22 protein-coding genes and 1 pseudogene are annotated in these 22,375 nt (G+C 66.7%); 13 read left to right on the top strand and 10 right to left on the bottom strand.

What is annotated here, in order from left to right:
* Positions 1-200 precede the first annotated feature (200 nt).
* The 3 genes from HWW87_RS13470 to HWW87_RS13460 all read left to right on the top strand — a co-directional run bounded on the left by HWW87_RS13470 (position 201) and on the right by HWW87_RS13460 (position 2,497).
* On the top strand, positions 201-1,412 hold the full coding sequence (locus HWW87_RS13470; RefSeq protein WP_089499592.1) for a ribonucleotide-diphosphate reductase subunit beta: 1,212 nt from the start codon (positions 201-203) through the stop codon (positions 1,410-1,412).
* An 82-nt stretch (positions 1,413-1,494) separates the two neighbouring features.
* A complete protein-coding gene (locus HWW87_RS13465; protein ID WP_084044093.1) occupies positions 1,495-1,821 on the top strand; it encodes a hypothetical protein in 327 nt (108 codons plus the stop codon).
* 28 nt (positions 1,822-1,849) lie between these two features.
* Positions 1,850-2,497, top strand: coding sequence for a histone H1-like DNA-binding protein (locus HWW87_RS13460; RefSeq protein WP_011544526.1), 648 nt, complete (start codon positions 1,850-1,852; stop codon positions 2,495-2,497).
* 230 nt (positions 2,498-2,727) lie between these two features.
* Here HWW87_RS13460 and HWW87_RS13455 read toward each other — a convergent pair whose 3' ends face one another.
* The 9 genes from HWW87_RS13455 to HWW87_RS13415 form a co-directional block, all read right to left on the bottom strand.
* The gene (locus HWW87_RS13455) at positions 2,728-3,201 is read right to left on the bottom strand and encodes a glycine zipper 2TM domain-containing protein (RefSeq protein ID WP_174386130.1); all 474 of its coding nucleotides are present in this window, start codon (positions 3,199-3,201) and stop codon (positions 2,728-2,730) included.
* A 19-nt stretch (positions 3,202-3,220) separates the two neighbouring features.
* A complete protein-coding gene (locus tag HWW87_RS13450) occupies positions 3,221-4,159 on the bottom strand; it encodes a carbohydrate kinase family protein (RefSeq protein ID WP_006490717.1) in 939 nt (312 codons plus the stop codon).
* A gap of 85 nt (positions 4,160-4,244) precedes the next feature.
* The gene (gene tpx / locus HWW87_RS13445; protein WP_027783488.1) at positions 4,245-4,748 is read right to left on the bottom strand and encodes a thiol peroxidase; all 504 of its coding nucleotides are present in this window, start codon (positions 4,746-4,748) and stop codon (positions 4,245-4,247) included.
* A gap of 70 nt (positions 4,749-4,818) precedes the next feature.
* Positions 4,819-6,201, bottom strand: coding sequence for a zinc-ribbon and DUF3426 domain-containing protein (locus HWW87_RS13440; RefSeq protein WP_175820604.1), 1,383 nt, complete (start codon positions 6,199-6,201; stop codon positions 4,819-4,821).
* Between the two features lie 45 nt (positions 6,202-6,246).
* Positions 6,247-7,149, bottom strand: a complete 903-nt coding sequence (gene prmA / locus HWW87_RS13435) for a 50S ribosomal protein L11 methyltransferase (RefSeq protein ID WP_034186386.1) — start codon at positions 7,147-7,149, stop codon at positions 6,247-6,249.
* 2 nt (positions 7,150-7,151) lie between these two features.
* On the bottom strand, positions 7,152-8,519 hold the full coding sequence (accC, locus tag HWW87_RS13430; protein ID WP_174429958.1) for an acetyl-CoA carboxylase biotin carboxylase subunit: 1,368 nt from the start codon (positions 8,517-8,519) through the stop codon (positions 7,152-7,154).
* An 85-nt stretch (positions 8,520-8,604) separates the two neighbouring features.
* Positions 8,605-9,063 carry an acetyl-CoA carboxylase biotin carboxyl carrier protein gene (gene accB / locus HWW87_RS13425; protein WP_175820603.1) on the bottom strand — a complete coding sequence of 153 codons (459 nt, stop codon included), beginning with the start codon at positions 9,061-9,063 and terminating at the stop codon, positions 8,605-8,607.
* Positions 9,064-9,129: 66 nt separating this feature from the next.
* Positions 9,130-9,582 carry a type II 3-dehydroquinate dehydratase gene (aroQ, locus tag HWW87_RS13420; RefSeq protein WP_175820602.1) on the bottom strand — a complete coding sequence of 151 codons (453 nt, stop codon included), beginning with the start codon at positions 9,580-9,582 and terminating at the stop codon, positions 9,130-9,132.
* A 194-nt stretch (positions 9,583-9,776) separates the two neighbouring features.
* A complete protein-coding gene (locus tag HWW87_RS13415) occupies positions 9,777-10,328 on the bottom strand; it encodes a TlpA disulfide reductase family protein (protein WP_175820727.1) in 552 nt (183 codons plus the stop codon).
* An 86-nt stretch (positions 10,329-10,414) separates the two neighbouring features.
* Here HWW87_RS13415 and HWW87_RS13410 point away from each other — a divergent pair.
* A pseudogene (locus HWW87_RS13410) lies at positions 10,415-10,945 on the top strand (RNA-guided endonuclease TnpB family protein); the annotation flags it as partial.
* A gap of 13 nt (positions 10,946-10,958) precedes the next feature.
* On the opposite strand, the gene HWW87_RS13405 reads toward HWW87_RS13410, so the two are convergent.
* Positions 10,959-11,603: a UDP-N-acetylmuramate--alanine ligase gene (locus HWW87_RS13405; protein ID WP_175820601.1), complete on the bottom strand. Its 645-nt coding sequence runs from the start codon at positions 11,601-11,603 to the stop codon at positions 10,959-10,961.
* A 247-nt stretch (positions 11,604-11,850) separates the two neighbouring features.
* On the opposite strand from HWW87_RS13405, the gene mpl reads away from it, so the two are divergent.
* The 9 genes from mpl (at position 11,851) to HWW87_RS13360 (ending at position 22,371) form a co-directional block, all read left to right on the top strand.
* Positions 11,851-13,236 (top strand): UDP-N-acetylmuramate:L-alanyl-gamma-D-glutamyl-meso-diaminopimelate ligase, encoded by a 1,386-nt coding sequence (gene mpl, locus HWW87_RS13400; protein WP_175820600.1) that lies wholly within the window; start codon positions 11,851-11,853, stop codon positions 13,234-13,236.
* Entirely contained in the window at positions 13,233-13,802 is a 570-nt protein-coding gene (locus HWW87_RS13395) for a YqiA/YcfP family alpha/beta fold hydrolase (protein ID WP_175820599.1), read from the top strand. Before mpl ends, HWW87_RS13395 begins: the two co-directional genes overlap by 4 nt.
* A gap of 80 nt (positions 13,803-13,882) precedes the next feature.
* The gene (locus HWW87_RS13390) at positions 13,883-15,967 is read left to right on the top strand and encodes an RNB domain-containing ribonuclease (protein WP_175820598.1); all 2,085 of its coding nucleotides are present in this window, start codon (positions 13,883-13,885) and stop codon (positions 15,965-15,967) included.
* Positions 15,964-16,830, top strand: coding sequence for a shikimate dehydrogenase (aroE, locus tag HWW87_RS13385; protein ID WP_175820597.1), 867 nt, complete (start codon positions 15,964-15,966; stop codon positions 16,828-16,830). The genes HWW87_RS13390 and aroE overlap by 4 nt, the downstream gene beginning before the upstream one ends.
* 14 nt (positions 16,831-16,844) lie before the next feature.
* A complete protein-coding gene (gene mtgA, locus HWW87_RS13380; protein WP_175820596.1) occupies positions 16,845-17,582 on the top strand; it encodes a monofunctional biosynthetic peptidoglycan transglycosylase in 738 nt (245 codons plus the stop codon).
* A gap of 426 nt (positions 17,583-18,008) precedes the next feature.
* Positions 18,009-19,619 carry a peptidase S10 gene (locus tag HWW87_RS13375; protein ID WP_175820595.1) on the top strand — a complete coding sequence of 537 codons (1,611 nt, stop codon included), beginning with the start codon at positions 18,009-18,011 and terminating at the stop codon, positions 19,617-19,619.
* 79 nt (positions 19,620-19,698) lie between these two features.
* On the top strand, positions 19,699-20,097 hold the full coding sequence (locus HWW87_RS13370) for an EF-hand domain-containing protein (protein WP_175820594.1): 399 nt from the start codon (positions 19,699-19,701) through the stop codon (positions 20,095-20,097).
* A gap of 352 nt (positions 20,098-20,449) precedes the next feature.
* On the top strand, positions 20,450-21,349 hold the full coding sequence (locus tag HWW87_RS13365; RefSeq protein ID WP_034206368.1) for an IclR family transcriptional regulator: 900 nt from the start codon (positions 20,450-20,452) through the stop codon (positions 21,347-21,349).
* Positions 21,346-22,371, top strand: a complete 1,026-nt coding sequence (locus HWW87_RS13360; RefSeq protein ID WP_175820593.1) for a 2-dehydro-3-deoxygalactonokinase — start codon at positions 21,346-21,348, stop codon at positions 22,369-22,371. The genes HWW87_RS13365 and HWW87_RS13360 overlap by 4 nt, the downstream gene beginning before the upstream one ends.
* Positions 22,372-22,375: the final 4 nt, after the last annotated feature.

The following is a 22,375-nucleotide window of genomic DNA, read 5'->3' as shown; positions in this document are numbered from 1 at the left end:
TTCGATCAGCGTTCGATGCGTCGAGCGCACCTCGCGATACAAGCGCGACTCACATCGCGCGCTGCATGAACGACGATGCGTTGCTCAAAGTGTTGTATCGAGGTCGCAACGCGAATCGAAAAAAGGATTTTTCGTGAGCGAACCCTTTTATCGCTCAGGAAAAGATGGTACAAACCGTTCTAAATTGATGGTGAGAATTTATGCTCAACTGGGATGACGAGAAGACTGCCGTAACTCCCGCGAGCGGAGCGCAGCACAATGCGATGCGCGCCCCCGCAGGAGTGGCTGTCGGAATGCAGGCTGCGTCGCCTGCCGCCCATCAGGTCCGCGACATTTTCGAAGGCGATCTTGCGGTGCCGCCGCAAGCATCGGCTGTTCCCGCCGGCGGTACGGAAGCGCGGGTCAATGTCGCCGACAAGCGCATCATCAACGGCCAGACTGACGTCAATCAGCTGGTGCCGTTCAAGTACAAGTGGGCGTGGGAAAAGTATCTGGCCGGTTGCGCGAACCACTGGATGCCGCAGGAAATCAACATGTCCCGCGACATCGCACTGTGGAAGGACCCGAACGGTCTGACCGAGGACGAGCGCCGCATCGTGAAGCGCAACCTCGGCTTCTTCGTGACGGCCGATTCGCTCGCGGCGAACAACATCGTGCTCGGCACGTACCGCCACATCACGGCGCCCGAGTGCCGGCAGTTCCTGCTGCGCCAGGCGTTCGAAGAAGCGATCCACACGCACGCGTACCAATACATTGTCGAATCGCTCGGTCTCGACGAAGGCGAGATCTTCAACGCGTACCACGAGGTCACGTCGATCCGCGCGAAGGACGAATTCCTGATCCCGTTCATTCATACGCTGACGGACCCGGCCTTCAAGACCGGCACGCTCGAAGCGGATCAGAAGCTGCTGAAGTCGCTGATCGTGTTCGCCTGCATCATGGAAGGCCTGTTCTTCTATGTCGGGTTTACGCAGATCCTGGCACTCGGCCGCCAGAACAAGATGACGGGTGCTGCAGAGCAATATCAGTACATCCTGCGCGACGAGTCGATGCACTGCAACTTCGGCATCGACCTGATCAACCAGATCAAGCTCGAGAACCCGCATCTCTGGACCGCGGAATTCCGCGCCGAGATCCGCGAGCTGTTCAAGCAGGCTGTCGAACTCGAATACCGCTACGCCGAAGACACGATGCCGCGCGGCGTGCTGGGTTTGAACGCGTCGATGTTCAAGAGCTATCTGCGCTTCATCAGCAACCGCCGTTGCCAGCAGATCGGCCTCGACCCGCTGTATCCGAACGAGGAAAACCCGTTCCCGTGGATGAGCGAGATGATCGACCTGAAGAAGGAACGCAACTTCTTCGAGACGCGTGTGATCGAGTATCAGACGGGGGGCGCGCTGTCCTGGGAATAACCCGCAGCAGCGAACCCGTTACATGATGGAGCAGCCGGTCGCCTCTCGGCCCCGGCCCAAGGTTTAGGAGCAAGAACGCCTGATGCAAAGCATGCCCGGTGCCTTAACGGCCCAACGATACGACAGGCACTTTGCGAACCCTTCAGTGGGATGGGCAAACTTCCCTCCGGAAAAAGCGGACGGCCGTGTGGCGGTCCGCTTGATCAAGCGATTAGGGGTAGCGGCGCGAGGTGCGCCGGCTACCGACTTGATTTGGCGCGCGAGGCCGGGCGGTCACGCGCGCCATACCGTATTCATTAGCGTAAGCGCGCGGTACCTGCGTACGCCGATGAATAGCCCGCTTCGAAGCGCACGTCCTGAACAGCGTCCGCGGGAAGCGGGTTTTGACGAAGGGTGTAGTTTGAACTGACTCTCATCTGAACCTGAAGGAGAACAACATGGCTACTGCCAAGAAGAAACCGGCTGCTAAGAAGGTTGCTGCCAAGAAGACCGTTGCGAAGAAGGCTGCTGCTCCGGCGAAGAAGGCCGCAGTGAAGAAGGTTGCTGCGAAGAAGGTCGCGGTGAAGAAGGTTGCCGCGAAGAAGGCAGCACCGGCGAAGAAGGCCGCTGCAAAGAAGGTCGCAGCCAAGAAGGTCGCAACGAAGAAGGTTGCAGCCAAGAAGGTCGCAGCGAAGAAAGTCGCGGTGAAGAAGGTTGCTGCAAAGAAGGCAGCACCGGCCAAGAAGGCCGCCGCGAAGAAGGTTGCAGCCAAGAAAGTCGCAGTGAAGAAGGTTGCTGCGAAGAAGGCCGCACCGGCGAAGAAGGCTGCTGCCAAGAAGGCTGCGCCGGCGAAGAAGGCTGCTGCCAAGAAGGCCGCGCCTGCGAAGAAGGCTGCCGCGAAGAAGGCTGCGCCCGCCAAGAAGGCTGCCCCTGCGAAGAAGGCTGCCGCACCGGCGAAGAAGGCTGCTGCGCCGAAGAAGGCCGTCGTGAAGAAGGCTGCACCGGCAACGACCGCGTCGACCGCATCGGTTGCGCCGGCATCGGGCGTGAAGACCGCGCTCAACCCGGCAGCAGCATGGCCGTTCCCGACCGGCAGCCGTCCGTAATCGCGGCTGAGCAGCATCACCCGGACACTCACGTGGTGTCCGTGGGTTGAGTAGCGCTACTCAATCAGTCCCGCCATCTGGCTCAGGTGGCGGGATTTTTTTCGTCCGTATGGGTCGCCGGTGGGCTGGCCGACGCGCGCGCGGACAAGAACGGGCGGACGAAAAAAAACGCATGTGCGGCTTCGCACATGCGTTCGACTGCGGCTTGCGCCGCGTGCTGAGGATACCGGTTAGTGCGTGACGCGCGTGACGCCGCCGCTCGACAGCAGGCGTATGCGCTCGCCGGCGCGGAACGCTTCGCCGTTTGCCGCCTGCGTGATCGAGCGCAGATCGCCGTTGTCGAGGCGCACGGTGATTTCGACACCGTTCGCCGTGCTGAGGTTTTCGCCGACCGCGTTACCCGCGACCGCCCCGACGAGGCCGCCGGCGATCGCCGTCAGGATCGAGCCTTTGCCGCCGCCGATCGCGCTGCCCGCGACCGCGCCGAGTGCGCCGCCGCCGAGCGTGCCGATCGCGCTGCCGCCGCCGTCGGACTGGATGCGCACCGCACGGACGCTTTCGACCGTGCCCATGCGGACCGTCTGTTCGCGCTGCGCCTGGCCGACGCTATAGACATCCGCCGAACCGGGTGCCGTGAAGCAGCCGGCGAGGGTCAGCGTGGCCGTCAGCATGGCCGCGAGCGTGAGGGTTTTTTTCGTCAACATCTTTGCTCTCCCACAATATTCATTTGAGACTGTAACCGAATGCAGTCTCGAAGCGTGCGTCGATTTCGGCGCGTGTCAGTACGTAAGTCTGGGGCCCTTGATGGGCGATCTTGAGCGAGCCCATCAGGCTTGCGAGGCGGCCGGTGGTTGCCCAGTCGAGGCCATGCTCGATGCCGTACAGCAAGCCGCCCCGGAAGGCGTCGCCGCAGCCGGTCGGATCGGCGATGCGCTCGGCCGGCACGACCGGAATCTGCTCCGCACCCTGCTTGTGGCGGATGGTCGCGCCGTGCTCGCCACGCGTGATGACGAGAGCGTCGACCCGGCTGGCGATTTCATCTTCGGACCATCCCGTCTTGTCGCTCACCAGCTTGGCCTCGTAGTCGTTGACCGCGACATAGGTCGCAAGTTCAATGCTGCGGCGCAGCGTCGCACCGTCGAACAGCGGCAGGCCCTGGCCCGGATCGAACACGAACGGCACACCGGCCTTGGCGAGCTCTTCCACGTGCTGCACCATCCCGTCGAAGCCGTCCGGGCCGACGATCGCGAGCTTGATGTCCGGCGCGTCGCCCGCGTGGTTCAGGTGCGATTGCATCATCGCGCCCGGGTGGAACGCCGCGATCTGGTTGTTGTCGAGATCGGTCGTGATCATCGCCTGCGCGGTGTACGTATCGGGCAGCACGCGAACGTGGTCGCGGCGCAGGCCGAGCTGGTCGAGCCGGTCGAGATACGGCTGCGCATCCAGCGCGCCCATCGTGCCCATGATGCGCGCGTCGCCGCCGAGCAGGTGCAGCGCGTACCCGATGTTGCCCGCGCAGCCGCCGAATTCGCGGCGCATCGTCGGCACGAGGAAGCTCAGGTTGATGAGGTGCACCTGGTCGGGCAGGATGTGCTCGCGGAACCGCCCTTCGAAGGTCATGATGGAGTCGTAGGCGATCGAGCCGCAAATCAGCGTAGCCAAGGTGTGCGTTCCTGTAGAAATGAGGGGCCCTGCGCGACAACGCCGCGCGAAGGGCGCGGCGCGGCAGGGGAAAGCGGAAGAAAGCTTACTTCAGTGCGGCGAGCGCTGCATCGTAGTTCGGCTCGTCCTTGATTTCGCCGACGAGTTCCGCGTGGATCACCTTGTCCTGCGCGTCCAGCACGACCACAGCGCGTGCGGTCAGGCCGTTCAGCGGGCCGCTCGTCACGTCGACGCCGTATGCGTTCGCGAACGCGCGGCCGGTGCGGAACGTCGATGCCGTCACCACGTTCTCGAGGCCTTCGGTCGTGCAGAAGCGCGTGGCGGCGAACGGCAGGTCGGCGGACACGACCACCACCACCGTGTTGTCGAGCGACGACGCGGCTTCGTTGAACTTGCGGGTCGACGTCGCGCAGGTCGGCGTATCGAGGCTCGGCACGATGTTCAGCACCTTGCGCTTGCCGGCGAAGCTGGCGAGCGACAGGTCGGCGAGGTCCTTGCCGACCAGCTTGAAATCGGCGGCTTGTGCACCGACGGCCGGGAACGTGCCGGCGAGATCGATCGGGTTGCCACCCAGCGTAACTTTGCTCATGTTCGTGCTCCGAAATAGCGCGCCGCTCGGGCGCGCGGGTTGAGACGGCGCGTAGGCGCGCCGCGGCGCGTCACGGATAGAAGATCTGGACGCGGAAATTCGAGGCGGGCGTGCCGTTCGTTTCGAGGCGGACGACCATCGTCTGCGTCGTGCCGGGCGGCAGCCCGGCGTCGATCGGCGTGCCCGGGCGCACGTAGTCGCGCGGCGCGAGCACGCGGCGCACGGTGACGTGATTGGTGTCGTCGAGCAGCGTGAGTTCGAGCGACGGGTACGCGAGCGCGACGCGGTAGCGGTTCGTCAGCGGCACCTTCAGTTCGAGCTCGCGCGGCCCGTCGAGCTGGCGCAGGTCGGTCGCGTCGAGCCGCAGCCCGTCGATCGCGCGCGGCGGCGTGACCGTGCAGCCGAGCGGCGCACAGGCCTGCCGGAACCAGCCCTGCGTGACGGGCCAGTAGATCATCAGCGTCTCGCGCTGCCACCACGCCAGTTGCACGACGAGCAGCCCGACCAGCGCGGCCGCGACGAGGCCGCCGAAAAAGCCGCCGAGCATCCCGCGTCGCTGCGGCGCGCGCGTCTCGCGCGTGACGGCGAAGGGCGGACGATCGTCGTCGGTCAGGGCGGCGGGGAACGGGACGACCGGTTGGACGGCAGGTTGGGCGGCCGGTTCATCGGTTGCCGCTGCGGCCGGGGCCATGTCGTGCCGGGCGAAGGTATCGGGTTCCGACGCGGTTTCGGCGTCGGTGACGGCCGGTGCGGGCGTGAACGCAAAGCGCGGTTCGCGCGGTGCGCGTTCGTCGTCCGGCACGGCGAAGGGCGCGTGGCCGACGGGTTCGGCCGGTTCGGCGGCGATTTCCGTTTCCGCCGGAAGATGGGCGACGAAGCGGGGCTCGCGCGGGTCGTGCTCGACGGGCGCGGGCGCGGCTTCTTCGGTTTCGTGCAGATCGTGCCGCGTTTGCGGCGAATGCGGTTCGGCCGGTTGCTCGACGGCAGCCGATGAATCGAGCTCGGCCGGAGAGGTCGCGAACGGCGCGGGCGTACCCGACAGGTGGACGACGCCGGCTTCCGTGGACGGCAGCGCGAGCGGTATCAGCGGCTCGGTGCGCACGGTCTCGACGCTGTGCTGCAGCGACGGATCGACGCCGGCGTCGAGCCACGGCGCCCACATGTCCCAGCCTTCCGGCTTGTAATCGGTGTCGGTCCGCAATTCGGGCGGCGCGTCGATGGCGAACAGCCGAGCCGGGGCGGCCGGCGGGTATGCGTCGCCGCCATGCGGCGCGGCAGCCGGTTCCGTCAAGGCCGGCTCGGGCTGCTGCGCATACTCGGGAACGAGCGATTCGGAAGCGTTGAAGACTTCGTGGCAATGCCCGCAGCGCACGAGCCCCTGATGCAGCGAGAGCTGTTCCTGCTGCAGCCGGAAGACGGTTTCGCAATGAGGGCAGCGCGTCGCAAGAAGCATGTCGAGCCGGGCGGCCTGCTGGCCAGAGTGAAGGACAGCGCTATTCTAATGGCTTTCGCGGCGGGTTCCGGCGAGGCATACCCAACCTTCGTGTTCGCGCCAGACCGAGATGTCGACGTAGCGCGCATAAACGGCCGCAACTTCGTCCGCCTGGCGCGCGAGCACGCCCGACAGCGCGATGCGCCCGCCCGGCTTGACCTTCGATGCGAGCATCGATGCCATCAGCTTCAGCGGGTTCGACAGGATGTTCGCGACAACGATGTCGAATTCGCCGTCCGGGCATGCATCGGGCAGCCCGTACGTGACTTCCGCCCGATTGCGTTCGCTGTTCTGGCGCGCCGATTCGACTGCCTGCGGATCGATGTCGATGCCGATCACGGGGTTCGCCCCGCATTTCTTCGCGAGGATCGCGAGGATACCCGAGCCGCAGCCGTAGTCGAGCACCGACTGGCCGGGCTTCACCGATTGCTCGAGCCACTCCATGCACAGACGGGTGGTGGGGTGGCTGCCGGTGCCGAACGCGAGGCCGGGGTCGAGCTCGAGGACGAGCGCATCAGGATCGGGCGCATCGTGCCACGACGGCACGACCCAGATCCGCTCGCCGATCGGGATCGGCTCGAACTGCGACTGCGTGAGCCGCACCCAGTCCTGCTCCTCGACTTCGCGCACGACGAACTTCGGCGTCTCGGCGATGCCGATTTCGTTCGCGGCCGCCGCGAGCAGCACGGCCGGCTCATGGTCGGCCGACAGCAGCGCGACCACGCGCGAGTGCTGCCACGCGGTGCGATCGGGCACGAGGCCCGGCTCGCCGAAGAGCGGCTGTTCGTCGGGCGTGTCGGCGTCGGCATCTTCGACGGACACCGACAGCGCGCCGAGATCGAGCAGTGCGTCGGACAGGGCCTCCGCATGCTCGCGGGCCAGTTCGACGACGAGTTCGCGATAACTCATGCTTACGCTTCTTCCGGTGCGACCTGCTGCTTCTGCGCGAGCCGGTTTTCGAGGTAATGGATGCTGGTGCCGCCTTCGACGAACTTCGCGTCGATCATCAGCTCGCGGTGCAGCGGGATGTTGGTCTGGATGCCTTCGACGACCATTTCCGACAGCGCGATGCGCATCCGGCTGATCGCCTGCTCGCGCGTCGCGCCGTAGGTGATCAGCTTGCCGATCATCGAATCATAGTTCGGCGGCACGAAATAGCCATTGTAGGCGTGCGAGTCGACGCGCACGCCGGGGCCGCCCGGCGTATGCCACGACGTGATCCGGCCCGGCGACGGCGTGAACTTGAACGGATCTTCGGCGTTGATCCGGCATTCGATCGCATGTCCGCGGAACTGGATGTCGCGCTGGCGCAGCGTGAGCTTCTCGCCGGCCGCGATGCGGATCTGTTCCTGCACGATGTCGACGCCGGTGATCAGTTCCGATACCGGGTGTTCGACCTGCACGCGCGTGTTCATCTCGATGAAGTAGAACTCGCCGTTTTCGTACAGGAATTCGAAGGTGCCCGCGCCGAGGTAGCCCATCTTCTTGCACGCGTCCGCGCAGCGGTCGCCGATGCGGTCGATCAGGCGGCGCGGAATGCCGGGCGCCGGCGCTTCCTCGATCACCTTCTGGTGGCGGCGCTGCATCGAGCAGTCGCGCTCGCCGAGCCAGATCGCGTTCTTGTACGCGTCCGACAGCACCTGGATCTCGATGTGGCGCGGGTTCTCGAGGAACTTCTCCATGTACACCTGCGGGTTGCCGAACGCACGGCCGGCTTCCTCGCGGGTCATGTTGACCGCGTTGACGAGCGCGGCCTCGGTGTGCACGACGCGCATCCCGCGCCCGCCGCCGCCGCCCGCCGCCTTGATGATGACCGGATAGCCGATCGCGCGCGCAATCTTGACGATCTCCTTCGGATCGTCCGGCAACGCGCCTTCCGAGCCCGGCACGCACGGCACGCCGGTCTTGATCATCGTCTGCTTCGCGGTGACCTTGTCACCCATCATGCGGATCGTTTCCGGACGCGGGCCGATGAACGTGAAGCCCGACTGCTCGACGCGCTCCGCGAAATCGGCGTTCTCCGACAGGAAGCCGTAGCCGGGGTGGATCGCCTCGGCATCGGTGACTTCCGCGGCGCTGATCAGCGCGGGCATGTTCAGGTAGCTCAGGTTCGACGGGGCCGGGCCGATACAGACGGCTTCGTCCGCGAGGCGCACGTACTTGGCTTCCTTGTCGGCTTCCGAGTAGACGACCACCGTCTTGACGCCGAGTTCGCGGCACGCGCGCTGGATGCGCAGCGCGATTTCACCGCGGTTGGCAATGAGGATTTTTTCAAACATAGCGAGTATTCGTCTCTTCGAGGGGCGCGCGAACGGCGCCTGGCGAGCATCGGCGGCGCGCGGCCGGCAGGGCCGCGCGGCGGGCTTAGCCGATCACGAAAAGCGGCTGGCCGTATTCGACGGCCTGGCCGTTCTCGACGAGGATTTCCTTGATCACGCCGGCCTTGTCCGACTCGATCTCGTTGAGCAGCTTCATCGCTTCGATGATGCAGATCGTCTGGCCTTCCTTGACCGTGTCGCCGGCCTGCACGAACGGGTCGGCGCCCGGCGACGGCGCGCGATAGAACGTGCCGACCATCGGCGACGTCACGACGTGGCCCTGCGGGACGGCCGGTGCGGCTGCCGGCGCGGCGCCTTCGGTCGGCAACGCGGCCGACGGAGCCGGCGCGCTGACTTGCGGGGCATACCCAGCCGTCGGCTGCACGTAGACCGGCGGCGCGTTCTTGACGATGCGCACCTTGCCTTCGCCTTCCGTCACTTCCAGCTCGGAGATGCCGGATTCGGAAACGAGGTCGATCAGAGTTTTCAGCTTACGAAGATCCATCGGGAATTCCCCTTTCAATACGTGAAAGCGCCGGTTAGGGGCCGGCGCTGAATCTAGATCGCGAAATCAGCCGCGCGACGCGCCTTGCAGCTTGTCCAGCGCGTACTCGAGCGCGTACAGATAACCTTTCCAGCCGAGCCCGCAGATCACGCCTTCGGCCTGGTCGGAAAAGTAGGAGTGGTGCCTGAACGCTTCGCGGCGATGCACGTTCGACAAATGAACCTCGACGAACGGGATGCCAACGCCGGCGATCGCGTCCCGGATCGCAACGCTCGTATGCGTATAGGCGGCCGGATTGATCAGGATGAAATCGGTCTGTTCGTCCCGCGCGGCCTGGATGCGGTCGACCAGCGCGCCTTCATGGTTGCTCTGGAACGACGACAGTTCGGCGCCGGCTTCCCGGGCGCGCGCGGCAAGCGCCTGATCGATCTGCGCGAGCGTGACGCGACCGTACACCTCCGGTTCCCGGGTGCCGAGAAGGTTCAGGTTGGGGCCGTGCAGCACCAGCAATCGTGTCATGGTCGCTTCTATTTCTGCGGAATTGCGCGAACTTTAGCGCTATTTAGAGAAATTTGTCTAGTTTTGCCGAACGGCCAGGCGCGCCGGCCCTGCAAGAATTACCGGTGCGGGAGCAAAGTATCGGCGAATTCACGCGAAATTGCGGCGATCGACCTGCAAATCGCCGCCAACGCGCAGGCCGCCGTTCGGGCCGATTACAGCGCGTCGAGCGTCTTTTTCAGCTCGGCCGGTTGGATTTGTCCCAATTTTGTCTCGCGGATCTTGCCGGTTTCGTCGATGACGACGGTAAACGGCAGCGCGCCGGCGGTATTTCCGAAATTTCGGGCCAGATCGGCGCCCGCATAGCCGCTGACGAAAACCGGATAGTCGACCTTCACCTTCTGCAGGAAGTTCTTCACGTTCTGCTCGGAATCGACCCCGATCCCGACGAAACGGATGCCTTTCTGCTTGTACTGGTGCGACAGTGCGACCAGCTCGGGCATCTCCTCGACGCACGGGCCGCACCACGACGCCCAGAAATTGACGACGACTTTCTGGCCCTTGAAGGCAGCCAGCGTGGCCGGCTTGCCGTCGACGCCAGTCAGCGACGACGCCCACAGCTGGTCGACCGGGTTGCCGTGGGCGGCCGGCGCGGCGACGGCGACGCCATCGTCGGTCGTGCCACGGAACCAATGGCCGGCGGCGAGCCCGCCGGCGACGGCGGCGGCCGCGACCACCGCGAGCGCCAACATGCGTTTCATCATCAGAATTTGCTCCGAGAAACCCCGCCATTGATGGTGGGAAGGAAAGGAGTGGGGTTGACAGGCAGCTTCTTCCACGGGTTAGGATCACCTTCGCCACACTTTCGACCGGCGAGAAGCTGCCCAATGACCCGTTCGGTCGACGAGCGGCGGAAAAGCTGGCGAAGGCGCAGCGTGCGCACAAGCACAAGCGGCATATCGCGAAGTTGCACGCCAAGATGGCAAATGCCCGTGCCGATTTCCAGCATAAGCTCGCGCTCGATCTGGTGCGGCGTTTCGATTACATCGCGGTTGGCAACGTATCTGCCGTCAAACTCGCCAGAACCAGGATGGCGAAGAGCATCTACGACGCATCCTGGTCGTCCTTCCGAAACAAGCTCCGCTACAAAGCGATCGCGCACGGGGCCCTGTTCGAGGAAGTCGACGAAAGCGGTTCTACCCAGTTCTGCTCGGCGTGCGGGTCGAAAGACAGCACGACGCGGCCGAAAGGTATCGCGGGACTGAGAATAAGGGAGTGGGTCTGCAGTGACTGTGGTGTCGAGCATGATCGAGATACCAACGCTGCGCTGAACATTCTCCGATGCGGACGTGCATCGCCAGGTGTGGGAATCCTCTGCCTTTAGGCGGAGGAGGACGTCAATCCGGTTTGGAAGGGGCCTGGCTCGCCTCGACGAGCGCGCGCAGCGCGGCGGCGTCCGCGCGGGCGACGCGGCCGCGCGCGTCGGCCTTGACCGCGCCGCGCAGGTCGTCGCTCGCATAGAGCGCGAGATGGATGCCGATCGCGTCCACGTCGCGCCGCGGGCGCCACAGGAAACTGAGCGTCTCGACGTCGCCGCGGCCCGCGAAATGCCGCGTCTCCGACACGTCGTACTGGACGTTCTGGTTCAGCAGGTAGATCGCGACGTCCTTCGGGTTGTCGGTGAATGCCTGCAAATGGATATCCGAATGCGCGTTCGCGGTGCCGTTCAGCACGGCGCCCGTCACATAAGGATGGAACTCGGCGAGCCGGCGCATCCAGTCGAGCGCGATCTCGCGCAGGCGGCGCAGTTCGTCCGGCTGCGTGTCGCTCTGGAACAGCGCGAGGTACTCGCGCAGTTCTTCCTCGATCTGGTCGTTATCCGGCAGCCATTCGCCGGCCACGCGCAAATCGCCCAGCAACTGGCGCGCGGCCTTGCGCTTCGCGCCGGCATAGTCCTGGCCGTCCTCCGCGATCAGACGGGCGGCGGACTGGGCGATTTCCTCGCGGACGCGCCGCGGGTCGACAAGAGGTTTGCGAGACATGATCCGGCAATCATACTCGATCGTCGCGGCGCCCGAGCACGGGTGCGGCGGCCTGCCGCCCGAGGGTGCCGGCACCGTTCGCGCGCATCGTTCGGGCCGCCGGGCATCGCAGGCCGTCAGTTACAATACTGCTCTTTGTGTCGCGGCCAGGTCGTTGGCCGGGCGCCGGCCGCACGGCCTCGCCGGCGCGCCGCAACACGCATCCTTTCCGAATCGACGGCGCCCGGCGGCGCGAAAGCATTCATCTATGCACATCCACATTCTTGGCATCTGCGGCACCTTCATGGGCGGTCTCGCCGTACTCGCGCGCGAGGCGGGCCACACGGTGACGGGTTGCGACGCGGGCGTCTATCCGCCGATGAGCACGCAGCTCGAGGCGCAGGGCATCACGCTGATCGAAGGCTACGGCGCCGAGCAGATCGACCTGAAACCGGACCTGTTCGTGATCGGCAACGTCGTCACGCGCGGCAATCCGCTGATGGAGGCGATCCTCGATCGCGGCCTGCCTTACGTGTCGGGCCCGCAGTGGCTCGGCGAGCACGTGCTCGCCGGCAAATGGGTGCTCGCGGTCGCGGGCACGCACGGCAAGACGACCACGTCGTCGATGCTCGCGTGGCTGCTGGAAGACGCCGGCCTGAACCCGGGCTTCCTGATCGGCGGCGTGCCGCTGAACTTCGGCGTGTCCGCGCGGCTCACCGATTCGAGCTTCTTCGTGATCGAGGCCGACGAGTACGACACGGCATTCTTCGACAAGCGCTCGAAATTCGTGCATTACCGGCCGCGCACCGCGGTGCTGAACAACCTCGAATTCGATCACGCCGACATCTTCCCCGATCTCGCCGCGATCGAAACGCAATTCCATCATCTCGTGCGCACCGTGCCCGGCGTCGGGCGCATCGTCACGAACGGCCGCTCGGACGCGCTCGAGCGCGTGCTCGCGCGCGGCTGCTGGAGCGAGGTCGAGCGCTTCGGTGTCGACGGCGGCTGGCAGGCGCTGCCGGCGGAGGACGGCGTGCCGGTCGACGAGCGGTTCGCGGTGTATTCGCACGCCGAGCGCGTCGGTGAAGTCGCGTGGCAGGTGCAGGGCGACCACAACCGGATGAACGCGCTCGCGGCGATCGCCGCCGCACGCCACGTCGGCGTGCCGCCCGCGCAGGCGGCCGTTTCGCTCGCATCGTTCCGCAACGTGAAGCGCCGCATGGAAGTGCGCGGTAGCGTGGACGGCGTGACCGTCTACGACGATTTCGCGCACCATCCGACCGCGATCGACACCACGATCGCCGGCCTTCGTGCGCGCATCGGCCGCCAGAATGCCCGCATCCTCGCGGTGCTCGAGCCGCGCTCGAACACGATGAAGCTCGGCGTGATGAAGTCGCAATTGCCGGCGAGCCTCGCCGATGCCGATCTCGTGTTCGGCTACGGCGCGCCGACCGGGCGCGATGCGCTCGGCTGGAATCTCGCCGAAGCGCTCGCGCCGCTCGGCGACCATGCCCGCGCATTCGACGACCTGCATCTGCTGGTGAAGGCGGTGGTCGAGGCCGCGCGTCCGGGCGACCACGTGCTCGTGATGAGCAACGGCGGCTTCGGCGGCGTGCACCAGAAGCTGCTCGACGCGCTCGGGAGCCGCACGTGATCCTGTATCTGCACGGCTTCCGGTCGTCGCCGGAATCGCAGAAGTCGCGGCTGCTCGCCGCACGCATGGCCGAACTCGGCCGCACCGGCGAGTGGCGGTGCCCGTCGCTGTCGGTGTCGCCGCTCGAGGCGATCGCGGTCGCGGAAGCCGAGGTCGCGGGCGCACGCGACGTGACCGTGATCGGCAGCTCGCTCGGCGGTTATTACGCGACGTGGCTGGCCGAAAAGCATGGCTGGAAAGCCGTGCTGCTGAATCCGGCGATCGTGCCGCAGCGCGATCTCGAGCAGCATCTGGGCGAACAGCCGCTGTGGCACGGCGGCGGCACGATCCTCGTCGAGCGCCGTCACCTGCACGAACTCGACGCGCTGCGTGTGCCGGCGATCACGCGCGCCGACCGCTACTATCTGTTCGCGGCGACCGGCGACGAAGTGCTCGATTATCGCGAGATGCTCGCCCATTACCCGGGTGCGAAAACCCGCGTGATCGACGGCAGCGATCACGGAATCAGCGAATTTGCCGACTATGTCGACGACGTTCTCGCGTTTTGCGACGGAAAGACGTCATAAACCGGCCGTGTGCCGATCAAATTCCCATCATCATGCGGCGCCGCCGACGCGGCGTCCGGCAGTCTGAACGAGAGTACTGAGTGAACGTTTTCTTCGAGGAATCGGGCAGTTTCAAGGCGGGCAGCGTGCTGTCGCGCCAGGGCGACGCATTTCAGGTCGAGTTGCCCGGCGGGCGGCGCGCGAAGGTACGCGCGAAAGACGTGCTGATCGAATTCGACAAGCCGGCCGCGGGCGAACTGATGCAGGAGGCCGACACGGCCGCGCAGCAGATCGACCTGGACTTCCTGTGGGAATGCGCGCCGGCCGACGAGTTCGCCTATACGGCGCTGGCCGCCGAATATTTCGGCGCGGCGTACGGCCCGGTCGAGCGCGCGGCGCTCGTGCTGCGGCTGCACGGCTCGCCCGTCTATTTCCGCCGCAAGGGGCGCGGCCAGTACCAGCGCGCGCCGGAAGAGCAGCTCAAGATGGCGCTCGCGTCGCTCGAGCGCAAGCGCCAGCAGGCGCTCGTGCAGGTGCAGTATGAAGAGGAACTGAAGGCCGGCAAGCTGCCGGAAGCGTTCGCGGGCAAGGTGCTCGGGCTGCTGACGCGGCCGGACAAGAACGCGATCGAATACAAGGCGATGGAAGCGGCGGCCGGCGCGCGCGGCGTGTCGCCGGCGCGGCTGATGCTCGACTGCGGCGGCATCGAGTCGCCGCGTGCGCTGCACGAAGCGCGCTTCCTCGCGGAATTCTTTCCGCACGGCACGGGCTTTCCGCCCGTCACGGTCGGCCCGCTGCCGGACGACCTGCCGCGCGCGAACGTCGAGGCGTTCTCGATTGACGACATCACGACCACCGAAATCGACGACGCATTTTCGGTCGAGCACCTGTCCGACGGCCGGGTGCGGATCGGCGTGCACATCGCGGCGCCGGCGCTCGGCATCGTGCGCGGCGATCCGGTCGACGCGATCGCGCGCACGCGCCTGTCGACCGTCTACATGCCGGGCGACAAGATCACGATGCTGCCGGACGACGTCGTCGACGTGTTCACGCTGAAAGAGGGCGATTACCGCCCGGCGCTGTCGCTGTACATCATCGTCAACCGCGAGACGCAGGACATCGTCGCGAACGAGACGCGCGCCGAGCTCGTGTTCGTGAAGAACAACCTGCGCCACAACACGCTCGACGAGCTCGTCAACGAAGAGACGCTCGCGGCCGGCACCGGCGACTACCCGCACAAGGACGACATCGCCGTGCTGTGGCCGCTCGCGCAGGCACTGTTCGAGAAGCGCCAGGTCGCGCGTGCGGGCTACGGCCTGAAGCGCGAGGTGCAGCGCAACACCGACTACAACTTCTACGTCGAAGGCGAGCACGTGTCGATCACGCCGCGCCGCCGCGGCTCGCCGCTCGACCTGATCGTGTCGGAGCTCGCGATCCTCGCGAACTCGACCTGGGGCGCGTTCCTGCACGACCACACGGTGCCGGGCATCTATCGCTCGCAGCGCGGCTTCGGCGCGCCGGGCCCGAAGCGCACGCGGATGCAGACGACGGCCGCGCCGCACGAAGGCCTCGGCGTCGCGCAGTACGCGTGGAGCACGTCGCCGCTGCGTCGCTACGTCGACCTCGTGAACCAGTGGCAACTGCTCGCGTGCGTGCAGCACGGCGTCACCGCGAAGCTCGCCGCGCCGTTCAAGCCGAAGGACGCCGATCTCTACGCGGTCGTGCAGGGCTTCGACGATACCTACACGGCCTACGCCGACTACCAGCGCCGGATGGAGTACTTCTGGTGCCTGCGCTGGCTTGCGCAGGAGCAGAAGAAGCAGGTCGTCGCGAGCGTCGTGAAGGGCGATCTCGTGCGCCTCGAGGAAATCCCGCTGCTGCTGCACGTGCCGGGGCTCGGCGTGCATGCGCGCGGCACGCGCGTGCTGCTCGACGTGATGTCGCTCGACGAGCTGACGATCGAGGCATCGGTGCGTCTGCTGAACGTGCTCGACGCGCCGACCGTGACGAGCGGCGACGCGGCCGACGAAGAGGATGACGCCGAAGGCGGCGACGACACGCTGGTCGACGCGGAAGACACGTCGGCGCAAGCCGAGGCCGAAGCGCTGGCCGAATCGGGCGACGCGGCGGCAGAGGGCGGCGAAGCCGCGAGCGGCAACGACGGCGAAGAGGGGCGCACATCATGAACGCAACTGCGTCGACGAGCGGCGCCGACCGCTATGTCGTGTTCGGCAACCCGGTGGCGCACAGCAAGTCGCCGTTCATCCACGCGCAATTCGCCGCGCAGACCGGCGAGCCGATCGAGTACACGCACCGGCTCGCGCCGGTCGACGGTTTCGAGGCCGCCGTGCGCGCGTTCGTCGCCGAGGGCGGTCGCGGCGCGAACGTGACGGTGCCGTTCAAGCTCGACGCGCATGCGCTTGCCGACACGCTGTCGCCGCGCGCGGCGGCGGCAGGCGCGGTGAACACGCTGCGCATCGACGCCGACGGCCGCCTCCACGGCGACAACACCGACGGCGTCGGCCTCGTGCGCGACATCGAAGCGAATCTCGGCGTGTCGCTCGCGGGGGCGCGCATCCTGCTGCTCGGCGCGGGCGGCGCCGCGCGCGGCGTCGTGCTGCCGCTGCTCGACCGCGCGCCGCTGTCGATCACGATCGTGAACCGCACCGCGAGCAAGGCCGAAGCGCTCGTCAGCCAGTTCATGCAGGCCGCGCACGATGCAGGCTGCACGCTCGCGGGCGGCGGCGCCGGCGTCGTGCGGGCCGAACCGTACGACGTGGTGATCAATGCGACGGCCGGCAGCCTCGATGCCGCGCTGCCGGAATGCGACGCGGCCGCGTTCGGCGCGGGCACGCTCGCGTACGACATGATGTACGGTGCGCAGCCGACCGTGTTCATGCAGCACGCGGCGTCGCTCGGCGCGCGCACGGCCGACGGGCTCGGGATGCTGGTCGAGCAGGCGGCCGAATCGTTCTTCATCTGGCGCGGCGTGCGGCCGGACGGCGCACCGGTGCTGGCCGCGCTGCGCCAGGCGCTCGCGGCGAGCTGAACGGAGCGCGGCACGTGGTGGCGGTGAGCGGCACGCAGCGCACGCGGACGGTGAGCGTCGCTCGCTGGATCGTCTACGCGGGATCGGTGTTCGCGGGCGCATGGCTCGCGACGCAACTGTTCTATCTCGCGCAGATCGCGCTATGGTCGTTCATCAATCCCGGTTCGACCGCGTTCATGCGTACCGACGCGTGGTGGCTGTCGCACGACACGCCGCCCGCGCAGATCCGGCACCAGTGGGTGCCGTACGACCAGATCTCGCGCAACCTGAAGCGTGCGCTGATCGCCTCCGAAGATTCGACCTTCGCGACCAACAACGGCTACGACGTCGACGCGATCCTGCAGGCGTGGGAGAAGAACAAGGCGCGCGGCAGGATCGTCGCGGGCGGCTCGACGATCACGCAGCAGCTCGCCCGCAACCTGTTCCTGTCGCGCGAGAAGAGCTACATCCGCAAGGGGCAGGAGCTGATCATCACGTGGATGCTCGAAACGGTGCTCGACAAGGAGCGCATCTTCGAGATCTACCTGAATTCGGTCGAATGGGGGCGCGGCGTGTACGGCGCCGAAGCGGCTGCGCGCTATTACTACAAGATTCCCGCGAGCCGGCTCGGCGCGTGGCAGTCGGCGCGTCTCGCGGTGATGCTGCCGAAGCCGCGCTGGTTCGATGCGCATCGCGGCTCGGCCTACCAGGCGCAGCGTGCGGCGGTCATCGCGCGCCGGATGGGCGCGGCCGAGCTGCCGCAATCCGAGTAAGCGGCGCGCCCGCGCCGTTGCATTGTCCGTTCCGCCGTTGATGCGCGATTGCTGCGCTGCAGCGCATGCGTGTCGCCGCCATTTCGGGCCACATCATTTAGACGAATCCATCTATTTCGCTTTACTGAGCAATGCCGGCGACCGCGCGGTTTTATTGGCCGGCATCGCACGAAATCGGTGCTTTTTTAGTCGTCGCGGGTAAACGCGAAAGTCGATGAAAGCGACGTGAAATGCAACGTTTCGCGAATCGAAGCATTCCTGAAAGGTGTGCGCTGCACCGCCTGCGCGCCAAATATTTCAAAATTTTTCAAAGCTGACGGGCTCGCGTATATTGGCCAGCGCCTCGGCTTATCGGCCGCAATCGAGGCGGGGGGCGGCTTATCCGGCTGCTCGACACAAAAAACATCCGAGAGAAGGAACGCAACGATGCCAGCGAGCAAAGCGAAGCTGTTGTTGGGAGTGGTGTGTTCTTCGCTGATTCTGACGGCCTGCAACGACGACGTGACGTCGTCCGCTGCCGGGAGCGCCGCCAATTCAGCCGATCCCGCCGGTCAGGTCGACCGCGCGTACAACGATCCGAACAGTTATTCGTCGAGCGCCACCGCGTCGCTCGACGCATCCGCCGCGCTCGAGAAGGCGGCCGTCACGCACCACCAGATCACGCTGAACGGCAAGACGATCCGGTACACGGCCACCGCCGGCCACCTCGTCGCACGCAATCCGCAGACGGGCGCGCCCGAAGCATCGTTCTTCTACGTCGCCTATACGGCCGACAACGCGCCCGCGGCGAAGCGGCCCGTCACGTTCCTGTACAACGGCGGCCCCGGCTCGGCCTCGGTGTGGCTGCACCTCGGCTCGTTCGGCCCGCGCCGGATCCAGACCGGCGACCCGAACGCGAACACGTCGACGTTCCCGTTCGTCGACAACCAGGAAACCCTGCTCGACACGACCGACCTCGTGTTCGTCGATGCGATCGGCACCGGCTTCTCGGAAGCGGTCGCGCCGAACACGAACCAGACGTTCTGGGGCGTCGATCAGGACGCCGGCGCGTTCCGCGATTTCGTGACGCGCTACCTGAGCGTGAACCAGCGCAACGATTCGCCGAAATACCTGTTCGGCGAGTCGTACGGCACGCCGCGCACCGACGTGCTCGCGAACCTGCTCGAGACGGCCGGCGTGAAGCTCGACGGCATCGTGCTGCAGTCGTCGATCCTGAACTACAACACGAACTGCGACATGGCGAGCGACTATGTCGGCAACTCGAACAACGGGTCGAGCCCGGTGAGTTGCGCGGGCTTCGTGCCGTCGTACGGCACGGTCGGCGCGTTTTACCAGCTCGACAACCCGAACCCGTCGAACCTGCCGCAGTATGCGGACCAGATGCGCCTGCTGACGGCCGGCAGCTACGCGCCTGCCGTGAACGCGTACCTCGCGAGCCACACGCCGCCGCCGCCGAATCTCGTCACGACGATGGCGAATTCGACCGGCGTGAAGCAGGCGCTGTGGAAGGCGGACTTCAACGTGGTCCCGACCTTCTTCGACAACAGCTTCCAGTTGTCGCTGGTGCCGGGCACGCTGATCGGCCGCTACGACGCACGCGTGAACGTCCCCTTATCGAGCCCGCTCGCGGCCGACGGCGATCCGTCCAGCTCGTTCATCACGAAGCCGTTCACCGACACGATCGGCAGCTACCTGCCGAACGAGCTGAAGTACACCGCGCAGTCGGCCTACTCGGTGAGCAGCAATGCGATCAACACGTGGGACTGGACGCACGACGGCCTCGCGATGCCCGACACGATCCCCGATCTGGCCGCGGCGCTGACGCTGAACCCAGCGCTGAAGGTGCTGTCGCTGAACGGTTATCACGACATCGCGACGCCGTTCTACCAGACCGAGCTCGACCTCGCGCGGCTCGGCACGCAACCGAACCTGACGATCAAGGACTATCAGGGCGGGCACATGGTCTATCTCGACGATACGTCGCGTCCGCAGGAGAAAGCCGACCTCGTGACCTTCTACAGCGCGGCCGCGCACTGATTGCGCCACGCCGGCGACAGGCGCCCCGGCGGCGCCGCTCGCCGGCCGTCGACGACCTCATTCCAGACTGGAGCCTGACATGAAGAATCGTTTCATCGTCGTTGCCGCGGCGCTCGCATGCGTCGGCGCCGCAGCATCCCTCTCCGCGTTCGCGCAGGCGAGCGACGCCGCCGCGCCGGCGCGTGCGCGCCAGGCACAGCTCGGCGATCCGTACGTGCCGCCGGCCGCGCGGCACGCGACCGCCGGTACGCAGACCACCGGCGCCGCGCTGCATGCGCAGGTGGTGCGCAAGCTCGCGCGGCAGTTTAGCGCGGCCGACACGCAGAACACGGGTTCGATCACCGAGTCGCAGGCGCGCGCGGCCGGCCTCGGCTATGTCGCGAACCACTTCCGGCAGATCGACGCGGGCGGCAACGGCCGCGTGTCGTTCGCCGACGTACAGCGCTACATGCAGGCGCGCAGCACGAGCCAGCAGTAAGCGCGGGTCGCGGTGAGCAAACGGGGGCGGAACCTGCGACACGGCGGGTTCCGCCCCCGTGCGCATGGCGCGCGACCGGGGCGTCGAGCCCGCAGCCGGTTTCGCCTGAATTCTCATTATCTGGACAACGCATTCAAATATTGGAGACGAGTGCGTGCGCTCCTACAATCCGAAGCACATCGACAGCTTCGGACCCACGCATCGCGCGGCGCCCGTCGCACACGGAGACACCTTCCATGAAGTTCGCCGGGCGCTTTACTCGGTGCATCGATCGCCGCTACGCCGCCGCATCGGACGCAGTTCCGGCGCCGCGCGAACGGCTTCACCGATTCCGTTGAAGAAGCCCCGCCCCATGACCAAGATGCCAGACTCCCTTGCCCTCGACGCCCGGCGCGCGATGCCGGTCAATGCGTCGCTGACCGACAGCATCGGCGCGACCAGCACGCCGCTCGACCTCGCCGCGCAGCAGGCCGGCACGCAGACGCTGCTGCGCGGCCTCGCGATCCTCGAGGCGATCGCGAACGGCGCGCGCGACATGCGTGCGATCGGCGCCGCGCTCGGCACGACGCGCAGCACGACGCACCGGCTCGTCAGCAGCCTCGTGCAGGCGCGCTATCTGCGCCAGGTGCAGGGCGGCTACCTGCTCGGCCCGAAGCTGATCGAGCTCGGCACGATCGCGCTCGAGCAGATGCCGCTCACCGCGGTGGCGCGTCCGCATCTCGAGGCGCTCGCGGAAGCGACGCTCGACACGATCCATCTCGGCGTGCGCGACGGCGACGACGTGCTGTACATCGACAAGATTCCCGGCACGCGCGGCCTCGAGATGCGCTCGCGCGTCGGCCACCGGATGCCGCTCGCGTCGACCGGCATCGGCAAGGCGATGATGCTCGACCTCGATCCCGACCTGTGGCGCTCGCTGTTCGAAGCCGCGCGGCGCGCGCTGGCCGGCGTCAATTTCAAGCCCGACAACCGGCCCGAGACGAGCGCGTTCCTGCAGCGCATGGCCCATTACGCGGCCGGCGGCTATACGTTCGATCTCGAGGAAAACGAGGCGTCGATCCGCTGCGTGGCCGCACCGATCCGCGACGCGTCGGGCGCGATCGTCGCGGCGGTGTCGGTTGCGAGCACGATTCCGTACATGCCGCACGACCGCATGGACGAACTGATTCCGCTCGTGCAGCGCGAAGCGCGAGCCATTTCCGCGGAACTGGGCTGGAGCCCGCCGCAGGGTACCCGCAGGATCAAACGATGACGACTTCGACCCGGCTTGTTCCGGATGCCAGTTCCGCCTCCCCGTCGCTGATCGCACTCGACTGGGGCACCACGTCGCTGCGCGCGTATCTGTACGACGCGCACGGCGTGCCGATCGACACGCGCAGCCGGGCGGCCGGCGTGATGCACGTGCCGGGCGGCGGCGCGCGTGCGTTCGACGCGGTGTTCGAGGAAGCGTGCGGCGACTGGCTCGACCGTACGCCCGGCCTGCCGGTGCTCGCCGCCGGGATGGTCGGCAGCGCGCAGGGCTGGCGCGAGGCGCCGTACGTCGCGGTGCCGGCCGGCGCCGACGCGCTCGTCGCGGGCCTCATCACCGTGACGACATCGCGCGGCGCGACGGTCTCGATCGTGCCGGGCGTGATCGCGACGGGCGAGTTGCCCGACGTGATGCGCGGCGAAGAAACGCAGATCGTCGGCGCGCTCGCGAGCGATCCCACGCTTGGCGCCGATCGTTCAGGGGTACTGATCGGCCTGCCGGGCACGCATGCGAAATGGGCGTGGGTGAAGGACGGGCTGATCGAACGCTTCCAGACCTTCATGACCGGCGAGCTGTTCGCGGTGCTGCGCGACCACACGATCCTCGGCCGCACGATGCGCGCGGGCGAATCGCCCGATCGCGCCGCGTTCTTGCGCGGCGTGGCGGTCGCACGCGGCGCGCAGCGCACGGGCCTGCTCGCGACGATTTTCAGCACGCGCACGCTGGGGCTGACCGACCGGCTCGCACCCGATGCGCAGGGCGACTACCTGTCCGGTTTGCTGATCGGCCATGAGCTCAATGCGCTCGACGCGATGCTCGCGGAGCGCGGCATCGCGCTCGCGGACCAGCCGCTGCTGCTGATCGGCGACGACGGCTTGTGTTCGCGCTACGTCGATGCGCTCCGGGTATTCGGCCATGTGCATGCGCGCGTCGCCCCGCATGCGACCGAACTCGGCCTGTGGCGGATCGCGTCGCGCGCCGGGCTCGTGCGCGCGGACGGCGAGCCCGTCTGCGCCGACCACTGAACTG

It is taken from the genome of Burkholderia sp. BCC0419 (genome assembly GCF_902830285.1).
In the GTDB taxonomy this organism is placed as follows: domain Bacteria; phylum Pseudomonadota; class Gammaproteobacteria; order Burkholderiales; family Burkholderiaceae; genus Burkholderia.
Note: the sequence above shows the minus strand (reverse complement) of the source record. Positions and strands in the feature narration are given on the sequence as shown.

What these genes read in the sequence shown, in the direction of transcription:
- tpx (WP_027783488.1), bottom strand. Translation starts at nt 4,748, where the DNA reads ATGAGCAAAGTTACGCTGGGTGGCAACCCGATCGATCTCGCCGGCACG.
- HWW87_RS13375 (WP_175820595.1), top strand. Translation starts at nt 18,009, where the DNA reads ATGCCAGCGAGCAAAGCGAAGCTGTTGTTGGGAGTGGTGTGTTCTTCG.
- HWW87_RS13360 (WP_175820593.1), top strand. Translation starts at nt 21,346, where the DNA reads ATGACGACTTCGACCCGGCTTGTTCCGGATGCCAGTTCCGCCTCCCCG.
- prmA (WP_034186386.1), bottom strand. Translation starts at nt 7,149, where the DNA reads ATGAGTTATCGCGAACTCGTCGTCGAACTGGCCCGCGAGCATGCGGAG.
- HWW87_RS13460 (WP_011544526.1), top strand. Translation starts at nt 1,850, where the DNA reads ATGGCTACTGCCAAGAAGAAACCGGCTGCTAAGAAGGTTGCTGCCAAG.
- aroQ (WP_175820602.1), bottom strand. Translation starts at nt 9,582, where the DNA reads ATGACACGATTGCTGGTGCTGCACGGCCCCAACCTGAACCTTCTCGGC.
- HWW87_RS13470 (WP_089499592.1), top strand. Translation starts at nt 201, where the DNA reads ATGCTCAACTGGGATGACGAGAAGACTGCCGTAACTCCCGCGAGCGGA.
- HWW87_RS13455 (WP_174386130.1), bottom strand. Translation starts at nt 3,201, where the DNA reads ATGTTGACGAAAAAAACCCTCACGCTCGCGGCCATGCTGACGGCCACG.
- HWW87_RS13440 (WP_175820604.1), bottom strand. Translation starts at nt 6,201, where the DNA reads ATGCTTCTTGCGACGCGCTGCCCTCATTGCGAAACCGTCTTCCGGCTG.
- mpl (WP_175820600.1), top strand. Translation starts at nt 11,851, where the DNA reads ATGCACATCCACATTCTTGGCATCTGCGGCACCTTCATGGGCGGTCTC.
- accC (WP_174429958.1), bottom strand. Translation starts at nt 8,519, where the DNA reads ATGTTTGAAAAAATCCTCATTGCCAACCGCGGTGAAATCGCGCTGCGC.
- HWW87_RS13465 (WP_084044093.1), top strand. Translation starts at nt 1,495, where the DNA reads ATGCAAAGCATGCCCGGTGCCTTAACGGCCCAACGATACGACAGGCAC.
- accB (WP_175820603.1), bottom strand. Translation starts at nt 9,063, where the DNA reads ATGGATCTTCGTAAGCTGAAAACTCTGATCGACCTCGTTTCCGAATCC.
- HWW87_RS13405 (WP_175820601.1), bottom strand. Translation starts at nt 11,603, where the DNA reads ATGTCTCGCAAACCTCTTGTCGACCCGCGGCGCGTCCGCGAGGAAATC.
- HWW87_RS13365 (WP_034206368.1), top strand. Translation starts at nt 20,450, where the DNA reads ATGACCAAGATGCCAGACTCCCTTGCCCTCGACGCCCGGCGCGCGATG.
- aroE (WP_175820597.1), top strand. Translation starts at nt 15,964, where the DNA reads ATGAACGCAACTGCGTCGACGAGCGGCGCCGACCGCTATGTCGTGTTC.
- HWW87_RS13370 (WP_175820594.1), top strand. Translation starts at nt 19,699, where the DNA reads ATGAAGAATCGTTTCATCGTCGTTGCCGCGGCGCTCGCATGCGTCGGC.